The organism is Curtobacterium caseinilyticum (assembly GCF_030363035.1).
Classification (GTDB): Bacteria; Actinomycetota; Actinomycetes; order Actinomycetales; family Microbacteriaceae; genus Curtobacterium; species Curtobacterium caseinilyticum.
The window spans coordinates 61,391-80,303 of record NZ_JAUCMN010000003.1 but is presented as its reverse complement, the minus strand read 5'-3'; the positions used below and the strand labels follow the sequence as shown (position 1 = coordinate 80,303).

At 74.1% G+C, this 18,913-nt stretch carries 14 protein-coding genes; 7 read left to right on the top strand and 7 right to left on the bottom strand.

What is annotated here, in order from left to right; genetic code table 11:
- The first annotated feature begins 106 nt into the window (after positions 1–106).
- Positions 107–1,168, top strand: coding sequence for a general stress protein (locus QUG93_RS05335; protein WP_289472764.1), 1,062 nt, complete (start codon positions 107–109; stop codon positions 1,166–1,168).
- A gap of 175 nt (positions 1,169–1,343) precedes the next feature.
- On the opposite strand, the gene QUG93_RS05330 is transcribed toward QUG93_RS05335, so the two are convergent.
- On the bottom strand, positions 1,344–1,844 hold the full coding sequence (locus QUG93_RS05330; RefSeq protein WP_289472762.1) for a GNAT family N-acetyltransferase: 501 nt from the start codon (positions 1,842–1,844) through the stop codon (positions 1,344–1,346).
- Between the two features lie 9 nt (positions 1,845–1,853).
- The gene (locus QUG93_RS05325; RefSeq protein WP_289472760.1) at positions 1,854–3,338 is read right to left on the bottom strand and encodes an aminopeptidase P family protein; all 1,485 of its coding nucleotides are present in this window, start codon (positions 3,336–3,338) and stop codon (positions 1,854–1,856) included.
- A gap of 61 nt (positions 3,339–3,399) precedes the next feature.
- On the opposite strand from QUG93_RS05325, the gene QUG93_RS05320 reads away from it, so the two are divergent.
- Entirely contained in the window at positions 3,400–4,281 is an 882-nt protein-coding gene (locus QUG93_RS05320) for a PHP domain-containing protein (protein WP_289472757.1), read from the top strand.
- Between the two features lie 183 nt (positions 4,282–4,464).
- On the opposite strand, the gene QUG93_RS05315 is transcribed toward QUG93_RS05320, so the two are convergent.
- Positions 4,465–5,970, bottom strand: a complete 1,506-nt coding sequence (locus QUG93_RS05315; protein ID WP_289472755.1) for a DEAD/DEAH box helicase — start codon at positions 5,968–5,970, stop codon at positions 4,465–4,467.
- 105 nt (positions 5,971–6,075) lie between these two features.
- On the opposite strand from QUG93_RS05315, the gene QUG93_RS05310 reads away from it, so the two are divergent.
- A complete protein-coding gene (locus QUG93_RS05310) occupies positions 6,076–6,792 on the top strand; it encodes a ferritin-like fold-containing protein (RefSeq protein WP_289472753.1) in 717 nt (238 codons plus the stop codon).
- Positions 6,793–6,963: 171 nt separating this feature from the next.
- Here the strand turns inward: QUG93_RS05310 and QUG93_RS05305 are convergent, their stop codons facing one another.
- Both QUG93_RS05305 and QUG93_RS05300 read right to left on the bottom strand, forming a co-directional pair.
- Complete coding sequence (locus tag QUG93_RS05305) at positions 6,964–7,251, bottom strand: hypothetical protein (RefSeq protein WP_289472751.1); 288 nt, start codon at positions 7,249–7,251, stop codon at positions 6,964–6,966.
- A 1-nt stretch (position 7,252) separates the two neighbouring features.
- Positions 7,253–7,477, bottom strand: coding sequence for a DUF3107 domain-containing protein (locus tag QUG93_RS05300; protein WP_289472749.1), 225 nt, complete (start codon positions 7,475–7,477; stop codon positions 7,253–7,255).
- Positions 7,478–7,617: 140 nt separating this feature from the next.
- Between QUG93_RS05300 and QUG93_RS05295 the strand changes: the two genes are divergently transcribed.
- Together QUG93_RS05295 and QUG93_RS05290 are read left to right on the top strand one after the other, a co-directional pair.
- Positions 7,618–10,773: a UrvD/REP family ATP-dependent DNA helicase gene (locus QUG93_RS05295; protein WP_289472748.1), complete on the top strand. Its 3,156-nt coding sequence runs from the start codon at positions 7,618–7,620 to the stop codon at positions 10,771–10,773.
- Positions 10,770–14,087, top strand: a complete 3,318-nt coding sequence (locus QUG93_RS05290; RefSeq protein WP_289472746.1) for an ATP-dependent helicase — start codon at positions 10,770–10,772, stop codon at positions 14,085–14,087. Before QUG93_RS05295 ends, QUG93_RS05290 begins: the two co-directional genes overlap by 4 nt.
- 211 nt (positions 14,088–14,298) lie before the next feature.
- Here the strand turns inward: QUG93_RS05290 and QUG93_RS05285 are convergent, their stop codons facing one another.
- The gene (locus QUG93_RS05285; protein WP_289472744.1) at positions 14,299–15,297 is read right to left on the bottom strand and encodes a phosphotransferase; all 999 of its coding nucleotides are present in this window, start codon (positions 15,295–15,297) and stop codon (positions 14,299–14,301) included.
- 121 nt (positions 15,298–15,418) lie between these two features.
- On the opposite strand from QUG93_RS05285, the gene nudC reads away from it, so the two are divergent.
- Positions 15,419–16,354: an NAD(+) diphosphatase gene (gene nudC, locus QUG93_RS05280; RefSeq protein WP_289472742.1), complete on the top strand. Its 936-nt coding sequence runs from the start codon at positions 15,419–15,421 to the stop codon at positions 16,352–16,354.
- Positions 16,351–18,147, top strand: coding sequence for an ATP-dependent helicase (locus QUG93_RS05275; protein ID WP_289472740.1), 1,797 nt, complete (start codon positions 16,351–16,353; stop codon positions 18,145–18,147). Before nudC ends, QUG93_RS05275 begins: the two co-directional genes overlap by 4 nt.
- Here the strand turns inward: QUG93_RS05275 and QUG93_RS05270 are convergent.
- Positions 18,038–18,895, bottom strand: a complete 858-nt coding sequence (locus QUG93_RS05270) for a TOMM precursor leader peptide-binding protein (protein WP_289472738.1) — start codon at positions 18,893–18,895, stop codon at positions 18,038–18,040. The genes QUG93_RS05275 and QUG93_RS05270 overlap by 110 nt on opposite strands.
- Positions 18,896–18,913 lie beyond the last annotated feature (18 nt).

Sequence of the window (18,913 nt, the reverse complement as noted above, 5' to 3'; positions counted from 1 at the left end):
CGCTGAGACGACGCACGGACTCGCCGGCACGGCCGCTCCGCTCGTACCCCGGAGCTTCCCGGGAGGCGTACGTGCGATCGCAAGGTGCCCGGTGGATGATGGCTGGGTGAGCAACCAGAGCCCGTTCGCCGGACGAACCGCCCAGGCCTTCCCGACGCTGCCGCGCGGGGACGTCCTCGGTACCTACGACAGCTACCCCGACGCGCAGCGCGTGGTCGCGAAGCTGGCCGAGGCGGACTTCCCCGTCGCGAAGATCGCGATCGTGGGCAACGACCTCAAGACCGTCGAACGGGTCACCGGCAAGATGACCTACGGCCGCGCCGCCATCGCCGGCGCGCTGTCCGGCCTGTGGCTCGGCATCTTCTTCGGCATCGTCCTGACGCTGTTCTCCCCGAGCGCGGGCGGCCTGATCCTCGCCGCGGCGATCATCGGTGCGGCGTTCGGCATGCTCTACGGCATCGTCTCGTTCGCGATCACGAAGCGGCAGCGCGACTTCACGAGCGTGCACCAGGTGCTCGCCACGAACTACCAGATCGTCGTGGACCCGCAGCTGACCGGGCAGGCACAGCGGATCCTCGGCCAGCACGGCGCGACGCCGTCCACGCACTGGAACGACGCTCCGCAGCCGGGTGCGCCGGGCACGCAGTCGCGGCCCTTCCAGGGCCAGCAGCCCTGGCACCCGGGTCCGCAGCAGGGTTCCCCCTACGGTGGGCACGCCACGCCGCACCAGCCGGGAGGCCCGCAGCGCCCCGGTACGTCGGCCCCCGCTCCGCAGGCGGACGGGTCGGGCCCCGGTGTCGGACCCCGGGGAACCGGTCCGGACCGTGGGCGCTCCGGCACGGACGACGGCCCGCGGTACGGGACCAACGACGGCCCGCGGTACGGCACGAACGACGGTCCGCGGTACGGCACGAACGACGGTCCGCGGTACGGCGAGACCCCGCAGGCGGCGCAGCAGCCCGCTCCCACGACGGACCCGCGCCTGCCCCAGGCCCGCCCGGACGCCCCGCCGCAGTACGGGGAGCGCGTCACGGGGTCGGACGACCACGGCCGAGACGGCGGCGGGCAGCCGGGCAGCGACGGGCAGGACGGCACCGGGCACCGGGAGCACGACGGGGACCGCCCCGGATCGTCGGCGGAGCCGCGCCGCGACGACGACCGCGCCTGACCCACCCACGAACGCCGGACGCCCGCTCTCGACCACTGGTCGGAGCGGGCGTCGTGCGTCGCGTCGTGTGTCGCGTCGTCCGGTCGGCCGACGGGCGTCGTGCGTCGGTCGGCCGGCGGGCGACGTGCGTCGGTCGGCCGGCGGGCGTCGTGCGTCGTGCGTCGATCGGCCGGTGTCAGAGGACCTTGGAGTAGCAGATCGACCGAGCGGCGCCCACGTAGGGACCGAAGTTCGCGATGCGTCGGAACCCCTCGCGCTCGTAGAACCCGATGGCGCGCTTCTGCTGGTCGCCGGTCTCGAGCACGAGTGCGGGCGACCCGAGGTCGATCGCGGCCTCCTCGAGCCGACGGAGGATCGCCGCCGACACCCCGGCGCCCCGGGACTCCGGCCGGACGTACATCCGCTTCACCTCGGCGATGCCGTCCTGCACCAGGCGCAGGCCACCGCAGCCGAGCGGGGTGCCGTCGCCGTCACGTGCGACGAAGAACACCGCGATGGAGTCCGCCGTCGGCTTCTCGCCGGGTTCGGTGTCGCCGCCGTACGCCCGGTCGATCTCCAGACGCTGCGCGGCACGCAGCCGCTGGGCGTCGGGGGAGTCGAAGTGCTCGACGTCGATCGCCAGCCCCTGCGGGATGTCGGGCGTCGTGGTGGGGGAGGCCTCGGGCGTCGTCGTCACCGGTCCAGGCTAGCGGCCGGCACGGGCGATCCACCCCTCCACTTCCGAGGGGGTCCGGGGGATGCCGACCGACAGGTTCTCGGCGCCGTCCTCGGTCACCAGGACGTCGTCCTCGATCCGGACGCCGATGCCGCGGAACTCCTCGGGCACGGTCAGGTCGTCCTGCTGGAAGTACAGACCGGGCTCGATCGTGAACACCATGCCGGCCTGCACGACGCCGTCGATGTACATCTCGCGGCGGGCCTTCGCGCAGTCGTGCACGTCGAGGCCGAGGTGGTGGCTCGTGCCGTGCACCATGTAGCGGCGGTGGAACTGGTTGTCGGGCTGCAGGGACTCCTCGGCGGAGACGGGCAGGAAGCCCCACTCGGCGGTCTTGCGCGCGATGACCTCCATCGCGGTCGCGTGCACCTGCCGGAAGGTGATGCCCGGCTTCACGATCGCGAACGCGGCGTCGGCGGCCTCGAGCACGGCCTCGTAGACCATGCGCTGCACGTCGGTGAACGTGCCGCTGACCGGCAGCGTCCGGGTGATGTCGGCCGTGTAGAACGAGTCGACCTCGACACCGGCGTCGATGAGGATCAGGTCGCCCGGCTGCACGGCGCCGTCGTTCCGCGTCCAGTGCAGGATGCACGCGTGGTGGCCGGACGCTGCGATGGTGTCGTACCCGACCGTGTTGCCGTCGGCGCGGGCACGACGGTTGAAGGTGCCCTCGACGATGCGCTCGCCGCGGGGGTGCGCGAGCACGGCGTCGAAGTCCGCGATGACGTCGTCGAAGCCCGACCTGGTGGCCTCGACGGCCTTCCGGAGCTCGTTCACCTCGTACGCGTCCTTCACGAGCCGCAGCTCGGACAGGTCGCGCGAGAGCACGTCCTCGGTCGCCGGGGTGTCGTCCACCGCGTCCGCCCCGCCGACCGTGGTGCCGAGGCGGGTGTCGATCGCGCGCGTGAGCTCGGTGTCGGCGTCGCGGACGAGCAGGACCGACGCGTCGAGGCCGTCCGCCACCTCGCCGAAGGCGCCGAGGTCGGCGGTCGCGAGGCCGAGGTCCGCGGCGACCTCGTCGAGCGAGGGGCGGGGCCCGACCCAGAACTCGCCGATCTCGGGGTTCGCGTAGAACTCCTCGGAGTCGCGGCCGGCGGTGGCGCGGAAGTACAGGGTGGCGTCGTGGCCGGAGCCGTTCGGCGTCATCACCAGGACCGACCCGACGACGGTGTCGGTGCCCCAGCCGGTCAGGTGAGCGAAGGTCGAGTGCGGGCGGAACGGGTAGTCGCAGTCGTTCGACCGCACCTTCGCCTGGCCGGCGGGCACCACGATCGTGCGGCCCGGGTGCAGCTCGGAGACCCTGGCTCGGCGCGCGGCGGCGAAGGCGGCCTGCTCGCGGGGCTCCGGCAGCGGCCGCTCACGCTCTGCCCACTGCGACGCGATGTGGTCCTTGAAGGTCGAGGACCCGGGGGTGGTGGATCGGTTGCTCGTCGCACGGGGAGTGGTGTCGGCCATGTCACCCATCATCGCACCGAGCTGACCCTCCGGCCTGAGCGGCCGTTCACCTGTCGGTAGCATGGAGGACGTGCCCGATCCGTTCATCGACCTGCACGCCCACTCGAGCGTGTCCGACGGCACCGAGCGGCCAGCGGAGCTCGTCGCCGCGGCTGCCGCTGCCGGCCTCGACGGCGTCGCCCTGACGGACCACGACACCACCGCCGGGTGGGACGAGGCGATCGCCGCCGTCCGCGACCGCCCGATGTCGCTGCTGCCCGGCCTCGAGCTGAGCACGCGCGTCGGTCACCGCAGCGTGCACGTCCTCGGCTACCTCGTCGACCCGACCGACGACGCCCTGGTCCGTGAGACCGCCCGCATCCGCGACGGACGGTTCTCGCGGGCACGTCGCATGGTCGAGCGCATCGGGCGTGACCACCCGGTCACGTGGGAGGACGTCCTCGCCCAGGCACGCGACGGCGCGACCATCGGTCGTCCGCACATCGCCGACGCCCTCGTCGCCCGCGGGCTCGAACCCGACCGGAGTGCGGCGTTCCGCGGGATCCTGCACCCGGCGTCGGGGTACTACGAGCCGCACGAGGCGCCGACGCCCCTGCGCGGCGTCGAGCTCATCCGCGGTGCCGGAGGCGTCCCGGTGATCGCGCACCCGGCGGCGTCCTCGCGGGGGATCGTGATCGACGAACCCGTGCTCCGCGAGCTCGTGGACGCGGGGCTCGGCGGCCTCGAGGTCGACCACCGCGAGAACCTCGCCCACGGCAAGCGCACGCTGCTGGACTGGGCGGAGCGCTACGACCTGTTCGTCACCGGCTCGAGCGACTACCACGGCACCGGCAAGCCGAACCGGTTCGGCGAGCACCGGACGTCCCGCGCGTCGTTCGAGACCATCGTCGCGCAGGCGACGGGCAGCGCACCCGTGCACGGCGCGGGCTCCCGCCTGGCCTGATCCCGGCCCGGGCCTCCCGCGCCGCCGGCCACTCCCGCCGCCGACCCGCCTCGCCGTCCGTCGGTGGAGCAGGAAACGTCGGCTCGACGGGGACCACCCGACAGCTCCTGCTCCACCGATGAAGCGGGCGGGGACGACGAAGGCCCCGTCGCGTCAGCGACGGGGCCTTCCGGACGGGAGGCGCTACTCGCCTTCCCCGGCGTTCTGCGGTGCCGAGGCGGTCGCCTCGGCGGAGCCGCTGCCGCCGCTGCGGCGACGGCGACGCCGGCGGCGCTTCGCGGCGCCGTCGGTGGTAGTGCCCTCGCCGGCGGGCTGCGCGGTGTCGGTACCGGTGGACTCCTCGGCGGGGGCCGACGCGGCGGAGTCGGTGGAGCCTGCCGACCGGGTGCGCGACCGCGACCGCGACCCGCTGCGCTCGCCGGTCCGACGCTCACCGCTGCGCTCGGCGGTGCGACGCTCGCCGCCGCGACCGGCGGAGGAACCGGCCTCGGCTGCGTGCGCGGGCGCTCCGGGCAGGCGGCCCTTCGTCCCGGCGGGGATGTCGAGGTCGCTGAACAGGTGCGGCGACGACGAGTAGGTCTCGACGGGCTCGGGGATGCCGAACTCGAGGGCCTTGTCGATCAGCGTCCACTTGTGCAGGTCGTCCCAGTCGACGAACGTCACCGCGATGCCGGTCTTGCCGGCGCGGCCGGTCCGGCCCGCGCGGTGCAGGTACGTGTCCGGGTCGTCCGGGATCGTGTGGTTGATGACGTGCGTGACGTCGTCCACGTCGATGCCGCGGGCGGCGACGTCGGTCGCGATGAGCACGTCGCGCTTGCCGGCCTTGAACGCTGCCATCGCGCGCTCGCGCTGCTCCTGGTTGAGGTCGCCGTGCACGGCCGCGGCGTTGAACCCGCGGTCCTTGAGCTCCTCGACCAGCTTGGCGGCGGCACGCTTGGTGCGGGTGAAGATCACGGTCTTGCCGCGGCCCTCGGCCTGCAGGATGCGCGCGATGACCTCGTCCTTGTCGAGCGAGTGCGCGCGGTAGATGACGTGCTTGATGTTCGCCTGCGTCAGGCCCTCGTCCGGGTCCGTCGCGCGGATGTGCACCGGGCGGGTCATGAAGCGGCGGGCCAGCGCCACGATCGGGGCGGGCATCGTCGCCGAGAACAGCATCGTGTGGCGCACCGCGGGGACGGCCTGGAAGATGCGCTCGATGTCGGACAGGAAGCCGAGGTCGAGCATGCGGTCGGCCTCGTCGAGGACGACCTCCTGCACGTGCGACAGGTCGAGCAGGCGCTGGCGCTGCAGGTCGATGAGGCGACCGGGCGTGCCGACGACGATCTGCGCGCCGGCCTTGAGCTGCTCGATCTGGCCCTCGTAGGCCTTGCCGCCGTAGATCGACACGATCGTGGTCGGGCGGTTCGAGGTGGCCAGCTCGAGGTCCTCGGTCACCTGCACCGCGAGTTCGCGGGTCGGGACGACGACGAGGGCCTTGACGCCCGGGCCCGGGTCGGCGCCGAGGCGCTGGATGAGCGGGAGACCGAAGCCGAAGGTCTTGCCGGTGCCCGTCTTCGCCTGACCGATGATGTCCTGGCCGGTGAGGGCGAGCGGGATCGTCTGCTGCTGGATCGGGAAGGGCTCGGTGATGCCCTTCGTCGCGAGCGCGTCAGCGATGTCCTGCTCGATGTTGAGGTCTGCGAAAGTCAAAGAATCACCCTAGTCCTGGTGGAAGTCGAGGCCAGTCTACCGACGGCCGGCGACGACAGCGCCCGCCGGGCCGGGAGGGGGGTCCGCGGCCCGTATGCTCGACGCATGGTGTCGTGGTGGAACCGGAAGCGTGCTGCGCAGCTCGCTTCCGCATGGCTGGCGTCGCGGAACCCGCGGAACGCCTCGCCCGTGGAGCGCCTGCAGCTGGACGACGTGAGCCCCGAGCTCGACGTGTACCTGGGGCAGGCCGCCTACCTGCAGCTGTCGTTGTACGAGACCATGGGCCGTGCCGGCGCCGCTGCGCCGACCATGTCCGGTCGGCTCGTGACGGGCGTGCTCGCGACGACCGCACTCGAGCGCCACCGGACGATCGTGGCCGAGATCGAACGTGGTGGCTGGGCACCCGCGGAGCTCATGGAGCCCCACCGGGAGGCCATCGACCGCTTCCTGCTCCGGACGAGCGGTGCGGACTGGTACGAGTCGATGCTCACCGGCTACGTGACCGCCGGCATCCTCAACGACCTGTTCGGCAGCCTGCTCCGGTCGCTGCCGCTCGACGTCCGGCAGCGGCTGCGCACCGTGTTCGACGCACGCGAGGAACCGGCCGTCGTGCAGGAGCTGGCCGTGCACATCGAGCAGGAGCCGGAGGTCGGGTCGCGGCTCGCGATGTGGGGTCGGCGGCTCGTGGGCGACACGCTGCTCGTGGCCCGGTCGGCCCTGGCGTCGCACGCGCGTGAGGACCAGGAGCGGCTGGAGCCGGTGTGGACGGAGCTCATCGCTGCGCACACGCGGCGGATGGACGCGCTGGGTCTGACGGCCTGAGCTGCGCTCGGCCGGACGGCCAGCGCTGCACCGAGCCGGACGGCTCGGGCTGCACCGGACGGCTTGCACCGGACGGCCTGCGTCGCGACGGTCCGCGCTGCGCTGCGCTCGACGGCCTCGACCGCGTCGGGACTGACAGCCCGAGCTGCGGTGGGCCGGACCCGGCGGCGGTCAGGCGAGGGAGCGCTCGAAGAACGCTGCGTCGGCCGCGGTCCGCCGCCGGCCGAGCACCCACTCGGTGACCACGGCCACGACGCCGGCGCCGACCAGGGCCACCACCCAGATCCACCCGCCGTCGTACGGCAGGCCGGCCCAGGTCAGGGCTTCCCAGGCGACCGCGGCCACGACGCCGCCGACCACCGGTCCGAGCAGGGCACCGCGCGTCGACCGCCACGGCACCACGACGTGCGCGATGGCCCCCGCGATGAGGCCACCGAGCACGGCGAAGAGCAGTTCCACGTCAGGCGACGAAACCGATGCGACGCGACTCCTCGGCGCCGACCTCGACGTAGGCGAGCGAGGCGACGGGCACGATGAAGCGGCGGCCCTTCTCGTCCTTGAGGGAGAGGTGCGTCGACTGCGACTCGAGGGCCGCGGCCACGGACTGCTCGATCTCCTCGGCGCTCTGGGCGGTCTCGAACGCGATCTCGCGCGGGCTGTTGATGATGCCGATCTTGATGTCCACGAGCACAGCGTATCCGAGCACCCACGCACGGCACCGGGCGTTCGCCCCGGGCGCACTCGTGCCCGTGCGCGACCATACCGGGCGTCCGGCGGGCCGGTGCGTCGGGCCCCGCTGTCGGCCGTCCTCGGTACCGTGTCCGCGTGCCCAGGACCACGCTGACGACCCTCCCCGAGGACGTCGGGGTCGCCCGATCGCTGACCGTCGACCCCGCGCAGGACGCCGTCCTCGCGCTCCCGGACGGGCGGCACGCCGCCGTCATCGGGGCACCCGGCACGGGCAAGACGACCACGCTGGCCCGACTCGTCGCCGACCGCCTCGCGCGACCCGACGGCGTCACCCCGGACGGGCACGCCACGGTGCTCGCGCTCACCTCGGCGCGGACCGCCGCGACGGCACTGCGCGACCGCCTCGCCGCCGCGGTCGACCGACCCGTCCCCGGCGCGCTCGCGCGGACGGTCAACTCACTCGCGTTCCAGGTCGTCGCCCACGCGGCGGCACTGCAGGGGCAGGAGACGCCCACCCTGCTCACCGGCGGCGAGCAGGACCGGATCATCGCCGACCTGCTCGACGGACACGAGGTCGACGGCACCGGGCCCGAGTGGCCCGCACCGATCACCGCGGTCGTGCGGGAGCGCGCCGGGTTCCGCACCGCCCTCCGCGACGTGATGATGCGTGCGGTCGCCGCCGGCATCGAACCCGAGGACATGCGCGAACTCGCCGAGGACACCGGTCGGCCGGAGTGGCGGGCCGTCGGCGACTTCGTGGACGAGTACCGCGCGGCCGTCACCGCCTTCCGGGGCAGCAGCCTCGACGCCGCGGAGCTCGTGGCGTTCGCGACGGCAGCCGTGCTGCGCGGCGAGGTCCCGGCGAGTGTCGCGGCGCTGCGGCTCGTCGTCGTCGACGACACGCAGGAGCTCGTGGAGGGCGAGATCGCCCTGCTCGGCGCGCTGGCGCGGGCCGGCGTGCAGGTCGTGGCGTTCGGCGATCCGGACATCGCGGCGTCGGCGTTCCGCGGCGCCGAACCGGACGTGCTCGGACGGCTCGCGGTGCGGCTGGGCGTCGGACGCGTCGACGAGGTCGTGCTCGGGACGGTGCACCGGCACGCCGCCCCGGTCCGCGAGCTCGTGACCGCGATCACCGCCCGGATCGGTGCGGCAGCCGCCGGTCGACAGCGGACCGCGGTCGCGTCGACGACGGACGCCAGGAGCGACGCCGTCCTGCACCTCGAAGCCGGCAGCCGGTCGGCGCTCGTCACGGCGGTCGCCCGGCGCCTGCGCGAGCACCGGTTGCTCGACGGCGTCCCGTGGCACCGGATGGCGGTCGTCACCCGCAGCGGTGCCGCGATCCCGGAACTCGTGCGGTCGCTGTCCGTCGCCGAGGTGCCCGCCACCGCCGGTGCCGCCCCGGTCCGCCCCCGCGACGACAGCGCGGCCCGGGCGCTCCTCGACGCAGCCGCCGTCGCGCTCGGCGTGCTGCCGCTCGATGCCGACCTCGCCACCGCCTTCGCGACCGGACCGCTCGGCGGACTCGACACCCTGGCGATGCGACGACTCCGGCTCGCCCTGCGGCGTGAGGAACTCGCGGGTGGCGGCACCCGCACCGCGGACGAGCTGCTCGTCGAGGCGCTCGGGGCACCGGAGCGGCTCGCCACCGTCGACGCCGGGTTCGCCCGCCGCGCGACCCGACTCGCCCGCAGCCTCGTGCAGGCGCACGCCGACGCCGCGGCCGACGCCAGCATCGAGGAGATCCTCTGGGGGCTGTGGGAGCGCAGCGGGCTCGCGACGACCTGGGGCGGGCAGTCGGCGGCCGGAGGTGTCGGGGCTGCCGAGGCCGACCGACACCTCGACGCGGTCGTCGGGCTGTTCACCGCCGCGAAGCGGTTCGTGGAGCGCACCCCGGACGCGCCCGCCCGGGTGTTCGTCGACGACCTGCTCGGCGCCGACCTGCCCGAGGACTCGATCGGTCCGGACCGCACCGCCGGTCGGGTCCGGGTGCTGACGCCCTCGGCGACGATCGGACTGGAGTGCGACGTCGTCGTCGTGCTCGGACTGCAGGACGGCGTCTGGCCCAACACCCGCGTCCGCGGCAGCCTGCTCGACCCGGACGGCCTGGTCCGCGCCGCGGCCGGTGTCGCCCACGGCACGATCGACGACCGGGCCGCGGTGGTGGCCGACGAACTGCGCCTGTTCGCCCGGGCCGTGTCACGCGCCACCACGCAGGTCGTCATCGGCACGGTCGCCAACGACGACGAGGCGCCCTCGCCGTTCGTCCGGCTCGTCCCGGTGCCCCCGGACCGGCAGCCGACCGTCCACCCGTTGTCACTCCGGGGGCTGGCCGGCTCGCTGCGTCGCCGTGTCGTGACCTCCGGGGACCACGAGGCCGCCTCCGCGCTCGCCCGTCTCGCCGATGCCGGTGTCCCCGGGGCGGCGCCGGACGAGTGGTACGGAACGGTCGAGCCGACGACCGACGATCCCCTCGTCGACCTCGACGCCCCGCCGGCGCCCGAGCACGAGGGCGGCGACCCGGTGCCCCCGACGGTGTCCGTGTCACCGTCGCGCATCGGCAGGTTCGAGGAGTGCCCGGTGCACTGGTTCGTCCAGACCTTCGGCGGTGGTGCCCCGAGCCCGGCGATGGGCATCGGGACGATCGTGCACGAGGCGATGGAACAGGCCACCGCGATCGACGTCGAGTCGCTCTGGGCGCACGTCGAGGGGCGCTGGGACGAGCTGACCTTCGAGTCGCCGTGGGTGGCGGACCGCGAGCGCGCCCGCACCAGACGCATGATCGAGGGGCTGAGTGACTACCTGCGGACCTTCGCGAACGCGGGCCGCGAGCTGCTCGGCGCCGAGACGTCGTTCGCCCTGGTGACGGGGCCCGCCCGGATGCGCGGCAGCATCGACCGGATCGAGGTCGACCCCGACGGCCGCGTCAGCGTGGTCGACCTGAAGACCGGGCGCTCGATGCCGAGCGAGAAGAACGACATGCCGGAGCACCCGCAGCTCGGTGCCTACCAGCTGGCGGTCGAGGACGGGGCGGTCGAGGGCGTGCCCGCCGGGGCACCGATGGCGGACGCCCGGCTCGTGTTCGTGCAGAACGCCCGCGGTGGCCGGGCGTACTCGGAGCGCACGCAGCACGCGTTCGACGACGAGACGCGCGAGGCGTACCGCCGGCGGCTGCACGAGGTCGCCCGTGGCATGGCCGGTCGGACCTTCGTGGCGAAGGTGGACGACCACTGCGACCGGGCGCGCACCGGTGTCGAGTGCCGGATCCACGTGGTGGGAGAGGTGACCTGGTGACGACCGAGACCGAGACCGAGACCGCGACGACCGACGCCGGCACGGTGCGGCCCGACGGGACGCAGCCTGCCACCGGAGCGCCCGCAGCTGCCACGGACACCGACACCGCACGGCACGACGCCGACGCGATCGCGGACGCCCTCGGCCGACCCCGACCGACCGCGCAGCAACGGGCCGTGATCGAGTCGCCGCTCGCCCCTGCGCTCGTGGTCGCGGGCGCGGGCAGCGGCAAGACCGAGACGATGGCCTCCCGCGTCGTGTGGCTGCTCGCCAACGGGTTCGTCCGTCCGGCGGAGGTGCTCGGGCTGACCTTCACCCGCAAGGCCGCCGGTGAGCTGTCGATCCGCATCAACGACCGCATCCGTGCCCTCGAGGACGTCGGCCTGCTCACCGCCGGTGACGCCTTCGAGGCGCCGACCGTGTCGACCTACAACGCCTTCGCGAACGCCGTGTTCCGCGAGAACGCGCTGCTCGTCGGGCGGGACGGCGAGTCACAGGTCCTCACCGAGCCCTCCGCCTGGCAGCTCGCGCGCCGCGTCGTGGTCGCCGCGCGGGACGACCGGCTCGCCGGTCTCGACCGTGACGTCGACACCGTCACCGCGGCGGTGGTGTCCCTGGCCGGTGCGGTGTCCGAGCACCTCGTCGAGCCCTCGGACCTCCGCCGGTTCGCCATCGACTTCGCCGGGCTGCTCGAGCTCCCCGGCAACGCGCGGGGCAACCCCTACAAGGCCGTCACCGACGCCGTCGCGGCGATCGGCGCACTCGAACCGCTCGTCGACCTGGTTGAGGAGTTCCGCCGTCAGAAGATCGACCGCGGCTTCGTCGAGTTCTCCGACCAGATCGCCCTGGCGCTCGCCGCAGCCGAGTCCGCGCCGCGCGTGGTCGAGGACCTGCGGTCACGGTTCCGCGTGGTGCTGCTCGACGAGTACCAGGACACGTCGGTCGTGCAGACCCGGTTCCTCGCCCGCCTGTTCCGTGGTCACCCCGTGATGGCCGTGGGCGACCCGCACCAGTCCATCTACTGCTTCCGCGGTGCGAGCGCGGCGAACCTCGCCCGGTTCCCACGCGACTTCGGCGCCGGTCCGGGAGCCGGTACCGCTGCCGAGACGCCGGTGACCTTCGCCCTGTCGACCAGTTGGCGCAACCCGGTCGACGTGCTCGCCGGCGCGAACGCCGTGGTCGGCCCGCTCTCCGAGGCGTCCGAGGTCGCCGTCGAGCGGCTCGCACCGCGGCCGGGTGCCGACCGCGGCACCGTGACCGCGCTGTTCCCGGAGACCCTGCCGGAGGAGGCCGACGGCGTCGCGCGGTGGTTCGCCGAACGCCGCGCCGCCGACCCCGACGGCTCGATGGCACTGCTGCTCCGGTCCCGCAAGGACCTGTCGGCCTTCACCGCCGCGCTCGGGGCCCGACGGGTGCCGTTCCACGTGCTCGGGACCGGCGGGCTGCTCCAGCGGCCCGAGATCGTCGACCTCGTCGCCTGCCTGCGCGTGCTGCACGACCCCGCAGCGGGGAACGACCTGATCCGCCTGCTCGCCGGCGCGCGGTGGCGCGTCGGCGCGGCGGACATCGTCGCCCTGCACGGACTCGCCCGGTGGCTGTTCTCGCGCGACCACACACAGCAGCGGCTCGACGACGAGGTGACCGCGGCCTTCCGGGCCTCGGTCGCGGCGGGGGAGCACGGGTCCATCGTCGACGCGCTCGACTTCGTCGCGACCGCCCCGGACGAGCACGGTGCGCTCGAGGGCATCAGCCCGGTGGGCCGGCAGCGGATGCGCGCACTCGGGCAGCAGCTCGCCGCGCTCCGGTCGCGCGCGGCCGGCGACCTGGTCGACTTCGTGACCCTGGTCGTGCAGGAGATGCGCCTCGACGTCGAGGTCGCCGCGCACGAGCAGGGAACCGGGGCCTTCCTCGACGCCTTCGTCGACGAGCTCGCGGGCTTCGCCGCCACGGACGACCGGGCCGACCTCGGGGCGTTCCTGGGCTGGATCGACGCCGCCGCACGTCGTGACGACATGGGTCCGCGCTCCGAGGAGCCCGAGGCCGGGACGGTGCAGATCCTGACCATCCACGGGTCGAAGGGCCTGGAGTGGGACGCGGTCGCGGTCCCACGGCTCGTCGAGGGAGCCCTCCCGGCCCGACCGCAGGAGGGATCGTCGGGATGGCTCGGGTTCGGCCGGCTGCCCTACGAGTTCCGCGGTGACGCCGAGGAACTCCCACGCCTGGACTGGCGCGGGCACGACGACCAGAAGGGTGTCGTGGACGCGATCGAGGCCTACAAGGAGCAGGTCCGGTCCCGCAACGAGGACGAGGAACGCCGACTCACCTACGTCGCGCTCACTCGTGCGCGGCACGACCTGCTCGTCTCCGGCTCGTTCTGGGCGGGGGGTGTGCGGCCCACGCAGCCGAGCCGCTACCTGCGCGACCTGGTCGAGGCGGGGATCATCGACGCCGACGCGGTCCCCGAGGCCACCGTGCACGAGGAGGACCCGCTCGGCGAGGACGGCGCGACCCAGTCGTGGCCGCACGCGCCGTTCGGGCAGCGCGCCGCCCGTGTCCTCGCCGCCGCCGAGCGGGTCCGTAACGCCAACCCCGGAGCCGCCGGTCGCTTCGCAGCGGACATCTACCTGCTGCTCGCCGAGCGGCACGCGAACCGGTCGGCCCGGCACGCGGTCGCGATCCCGCACCGGGTGCCGGCATCCGGCTTCAAGGACTACCTGGCGCAGCCCGACGCGGTGGCCGAGCGGCTCCGGCGGCCGATGCCGGAGCGCCCCTACCGCGCGACACGGCTCGGCACGCTCTTCCACCAGTGGGTCGAGCAGCGGGCCCGCAGTGGTGGGTCACTCGAGACGCTCGACCTGTGGGACGGCGAACGCGACCTCGACGCCGACGAGGCCGTCGACGCCTCGACCGACGCGGTGGTCACCGACGACGACGCCCGACGTCTGGCCGACTTCCAGGCGACCTTCGCGCGCTCCCGCTGGGCGGGCCTGACCCCGATCGAGGTCGAGCGCGAGATCCACATCCCCTTCCTCGGCCACAGCATCGTCTGCAAGCTCGACGCGGTCTACGAGATCGACGGCCGCGCCGAGGTCGTGGACTGGAAGACCGGGAAGGCGCCCTCCGGTGCGGACGACCTGGCTGCCCGGCAGCTGCAGCTCGCGCTCTACCGGGTCGCGTACGCGGAGTTCACCGGGCGGCCCGTCGACGAGGTCGACGCGGTCTTCTACTTCGTCGCGGACGACCTCGAGGTCCGCCCGTCCGGCCTGCTCGACCGTGCCGGGCTGGAACGCGCGTGGCGCGAGGCGGTCGGCTGATCGGCTGACCCGGCGACGGACGGGAGGCGCGTGGCGGGGGTGCCCCGCGCCTCCCGTCCGGTGGGTGGGCAGCACACGCCGCGTTTGGCGCGTCGGGCGGGCAGGATCCGTCGGAGGACGGTACGCAGCGTGACGGCTCCTGCCCGCTCGGGCGGGACCGGCGGGACGGCGGTCGCCGGCCGGGTCAGCCGTGCCGGCGGGGCAGGCAGGGTCAGCCGTGCCGGCGCTCGGTCGACGACAGCAGCTGCTCGACCTCGCCGATCTCCATCGTCTCGGGGGAGACCGACTGCAGCGGCGCGGCGCTCGGTGTCTGCACCGCGTCCACCAGTCGGTGCATCATCGCGACGGCGTCGTCGACGACCTCGGTGCTCTTCGCCTGCACGCCGTGCAGCAGCCACTGGGCGGTCTCGAGCTCGTGGTACACCCGGGCCCGCTGTGCGAGCTGGCGGTCCCGACCGCCGCCGTTCGCCTCGTACGCGCTGAGCACGGTGTCGAACGCCTCGCGCCGACCGGCCAGCACCCACGCCAGGTCCTTCGCTGGGTCGCCGAGCCGGAGCTCGCCCCAGTCGAGGATCCCCGTCACGGCGTCACCCTCGACCAGGACGACGCCGGTGCCGAGCGCACCGTGCACGACGGTCGGGGTGAACTGCCAGAGCTGCTGGTCGCGCGCGGCGCCCTCCCACCGCTCGACGAGTGCCGCGGGCACGAGCTTCGTGGCCACCGCACGGTCCATCACCGACACGGCGGAACGGAGGACCTCGAACGGGGTGAGCGACGGCAGGCCGGCGTCCGTCACGAAGCTCGTCGGCAGCTGGTGCACGGCCGCCACCGCACGGCCGACGGCGGTGGCGAGGTCGGGTCGCTCGGCCAGGTCGCGGAGCGCGGGGTGCGCACCCGGCAGGTAGCTGGTGAGGATCGCGCGGGTCGAGCCGATCGGCGCCTGTCCGCGGTACTCGGCGACGGCGAAGGGCAGTCGGGTGCGGATGCCGGCGCTCAGGGCGCGGATCGCGACCAGGTCGGCGGACTGCCGCGCCTCGGCGCGCTGGTTGCGCGGGCGTCGGATCGCGCTGAGCGCGCCGTCGGCGTCGCGGAGGACGGCCGACTCGTAGTCGCCGGACGCAGCCGAGCCGAGGGTGCGCGTGCCGGTGACGACCAGGCCGGGAACGGCCGTCGTCGCCAACGCGGCTAGAGTGAACTGGGATCCCGCCATGCCCCTCAGGGTAGGTCCGCGTCCGCTGCGACGACCGCACGCCACGCTGACCTGTGCAAGCCGGGGGCGGTCCACAGGGTCCCGCCGGACCACCCTTCCCGACCGCAAGGAGCACCCTGCCGTGACCGTCGAGTTCGCCGCCCGGCTCCCGCTGTCCCGCAACGAACTCGACCGCGACGCGGAGTTCCGGACGACGCCCGACCTCGACCGCGTGCTGCGCGCCGACCCGACGACCCGGTGGCTGCCGGTGCGCGGTGCCGAACTGCTCCGCGAGGGTGACGGATCGCTCCGGTTCGTCGACGCGGACGCGGTGCCGGGGGACGCGGTGACGCTGTACCTCGGCCGCGCGGTGGTCGACGCCCCCGACGCCCCCGCCGGCACGCGGTTCGTGGCCGCGCTGCTCGACCCCGCCGCCGCCGCGGCGATCGAACCCGACGACGACGCCTGGTCGAGCCTGCGCATGTTCGGCACCGAGCTCTCCGCGCGCGACCAGGGACTGGCGGTCGAGGCCGTCGCGATGGCGAACTGGCACGCCGTGCACGGGTTCTCCCCGCGCACCGGTTCCCCGGCCGAGGTCGTCAGCGGCGGCTGGGTGCGCCGGGACCCCGAGGGCCACGAGCTCTTCCCGCGCACCGACGCCGCGATCATCGTGGGGGTGACCGACGCCGACGACCGCATCCTGCTCGGCTCGAACGCGGCGTGGGACGCCGACCGCTACTCGCTGCTCGCGGGGTTCGTCGAGCCGGGGGAGTCCCTCGAGGACGCCGTGCGCCGCGAGGTGTGGGAGGAGTCCGGGGTCCGCGTCGAGGAGCCCGAGTACCTCGGCTCCCAGCCGTGGCCGTTCCCCGCGTCGCTCATGCTCGGGTTCCGTGCCCGAGCGGTCGACGGCGACCCCTCGACCGCCCGCCCCGACGGGGTGGAGATCCTCGATGTCCGGTGGTTCACGCGCGACGAGGTCCGCGAGCGCGCCGGCGACTCCCTGCTCCTGCCCGGCAGGACCTCGATCGCCCGCGCCATCATCGAGGAGTGGTACGGCGGGCCGCTCGACCTGCCGTGACCGACGCACGTGCCGACGTCCCGCGCGGGACGGCGCCGCGCGGGGCGGCCCAGCGCGGGCCCTCGGCCGCTGCCGCGCGTCCGCCCTCGCCCGACGAGCTCCTCGCGGCCCTCGACGCCGAGCAGCAGACCGTCGCGCGGACGCTCCTCGGACCGGTCGCCGTGCTCGCCGGAGCCGGCACCGGCAAGACCCGCGCGATCACCCACCGCATCGCGTACGGGGTCGCGACGGGGACCTACTCGCCGAACCACGTCCTCGCGCTGACGTTCACCGCCCGCGCGGCGGGTGAGCTGCGGTCGCGACTGCGGGCGCTCGGCGCGGGCACGGTGCAGGCGCGCACCTTCCACGCGGCCGCCATGGCGCAGCTCAGCTACTTCTGGCCGGACACCGTCGGCGGGCACGCCCCACGGATCGTCGAGTCCAAGGGCCGGGTGATCGCGCACGCGGCGGACACCGTCGGCATCCACGTCGACACCCCGGTGCTGCGGGACCTGGCCGCCGAGGTCGAGTGGCGCAAGGTGCAGATGCTGACCTACGACGAGTACGAGGCGGCAGCCGTCGACCGCGTGATGCCGCGGGACACCCCGGCGCGGCGCGTCGTCGACCTCATGCGCGCCTACGAGCAGCTCAAGGACGACCGTCGGCAGCTCGACTTCGAGGACGTCCTGCTCGCGACGCTCGGCATGGTCGAGTCCGAGCCCCGGGTGGCGTCGTACGTCCGGCAGCAGTACCGGTTCTTCGTGGTCGACGAGTACCAGGACGTCTCGCCCGTGCAGCACGACCTGCTCCGTGCGTGGCTCGGTGGTCGCGACGACGTCTGCGTGGTCGGGGACGCCAGCCAGACGATCTACTCCTTCGCCGGGGCCTCGAGCCGGTACCTGCTCGGCTTCGGTTCGGAGTTCCCCCGCGGCTCCGTCGTGCGGCTCGAGCGGAACTACCGCTCCACGCGCGAGGTCGTGCACGCGGCGAACACGCTCATGCGCGGGCAGCCGGGTGCGCTCGACCTGGTCGCACAGACCCGCGAGCCCGGACCGGAACCCGAGGTCCTGCCGTGCGTGCACGACGGCGACGAGGCGCAGACCGTCGCCCGGCGCATCGGCGAACTCGTCGCGGCCGGGGCCTCGTTCGGTGACTGCGCCGTGCTGTTCCGCGTCGGTGCGCAGTCGGCGGCGCTCGAGTCCGCCCTCGGTCGTGCCGGGATCCCGTACCGCGTGCAGGGCGGCACGCGGTTCTTCGACCGGCCGGAGGTGAAGCTCGCCGTGCACCACATGCGCGGCGAGGCGGTCCGGCAGACCGACGACGAGCTCACTCGGCGCGTGGGGCTCGTGCTCCAGCTGAGCGGTTGGTCGCCGACGCCGCCGGAGGGCACCGGCGCGGTCCGCGACCAGTGGGAGGCGCTGCAGGCGGTCTACGGGCTGGCGGAGGCCGCGCCGGCGGGCACGACGATGCAGCAGTTCACGCAGGACCTGGTGGACCGGGCGGCGACCCACCACGAGCCGGAGCTCGACGCGGTGACGCTCGCGACCCTGCACTCGTCGAAGGGCCTGGAGTGGCCGAACGTCGTGGTGGTCGGCGCGGCAGAGGGGCTGCTGCCGATCTCGCACGCCACCACCGACGCCGAGGTCGACGAGGAACGCCGCCTGTTCTACGTCGGCCTGACCCGCGCACGCCGGTCGGTGACGATCACGTGGTCGCGACAGGGTTCCACGCGAGGGGGGGCCCGGGCACCGAGCCGGTTCCTGGCAGCGCTCGACACGCACACCGCGGGTGCGGAGCCACCGGCAGCAGGCTGACCGCCAGGTCGTCACGGTCGAACAGCACCTGCTCCGTTCCGGGTTCCTGCGTCGTCGACGGCAGCCGCTGCACGAGCATCCGGGTCGCTGCCGAGGCGATCGCGGCGAGGCGCCACGACGACAGCGGGGCTGCGGGACGACCCCAGACCTGTGCAGCGAGCGTCGGCCACGCCGGGTCCTCGTCGACGCGGGCGTACTCGAGGCACTGGAGGCACGGTCCGGCGCCCGGGACCACGACGGGCCCGAGCCGGATCCGACCGTCCCCGACGACCAGGGCGAGGTGCGGGGTGTCGCGTCGGGCCCACGCGGAGCGCAGGGCGGGGTCGACGACGTGGTCCGCGACGACGATCGCCAGCGCCGGCGCCGGATCGGGCAGCACGACCGGACCGCCGCGGGGGGCCGAGGTCCGGGCGACGGTGACGCCCTCGCCCGAGAGCAGCTCCGCGATCGTGTCGGCCAGCACCCCCGGCCCGTGGACCTCGACCCGGGCGAGTGGTTCCGGCAGGACCTCGACGACGGCGGGGGAGGCGTCACCGAGCACCCGCGCGGCGACCTCCGGCCGGCACCCGGTCGTGACGGCCAACGCGGTCAGGGCGTCACGACTCGTCTCACGGCGCAGCGCACAGAGGAAGCGTTCCTCGGCCACGGTCGGCACCGGGACGACGGCGCGCGGCGGGTCGACGCCGAGCTGCACGGTCCCCGGGTCGCGCCAGACGAACTCGAGCGTGGGGTCGATGCGGATGCCCATGTCCCCACCGTGACGGAA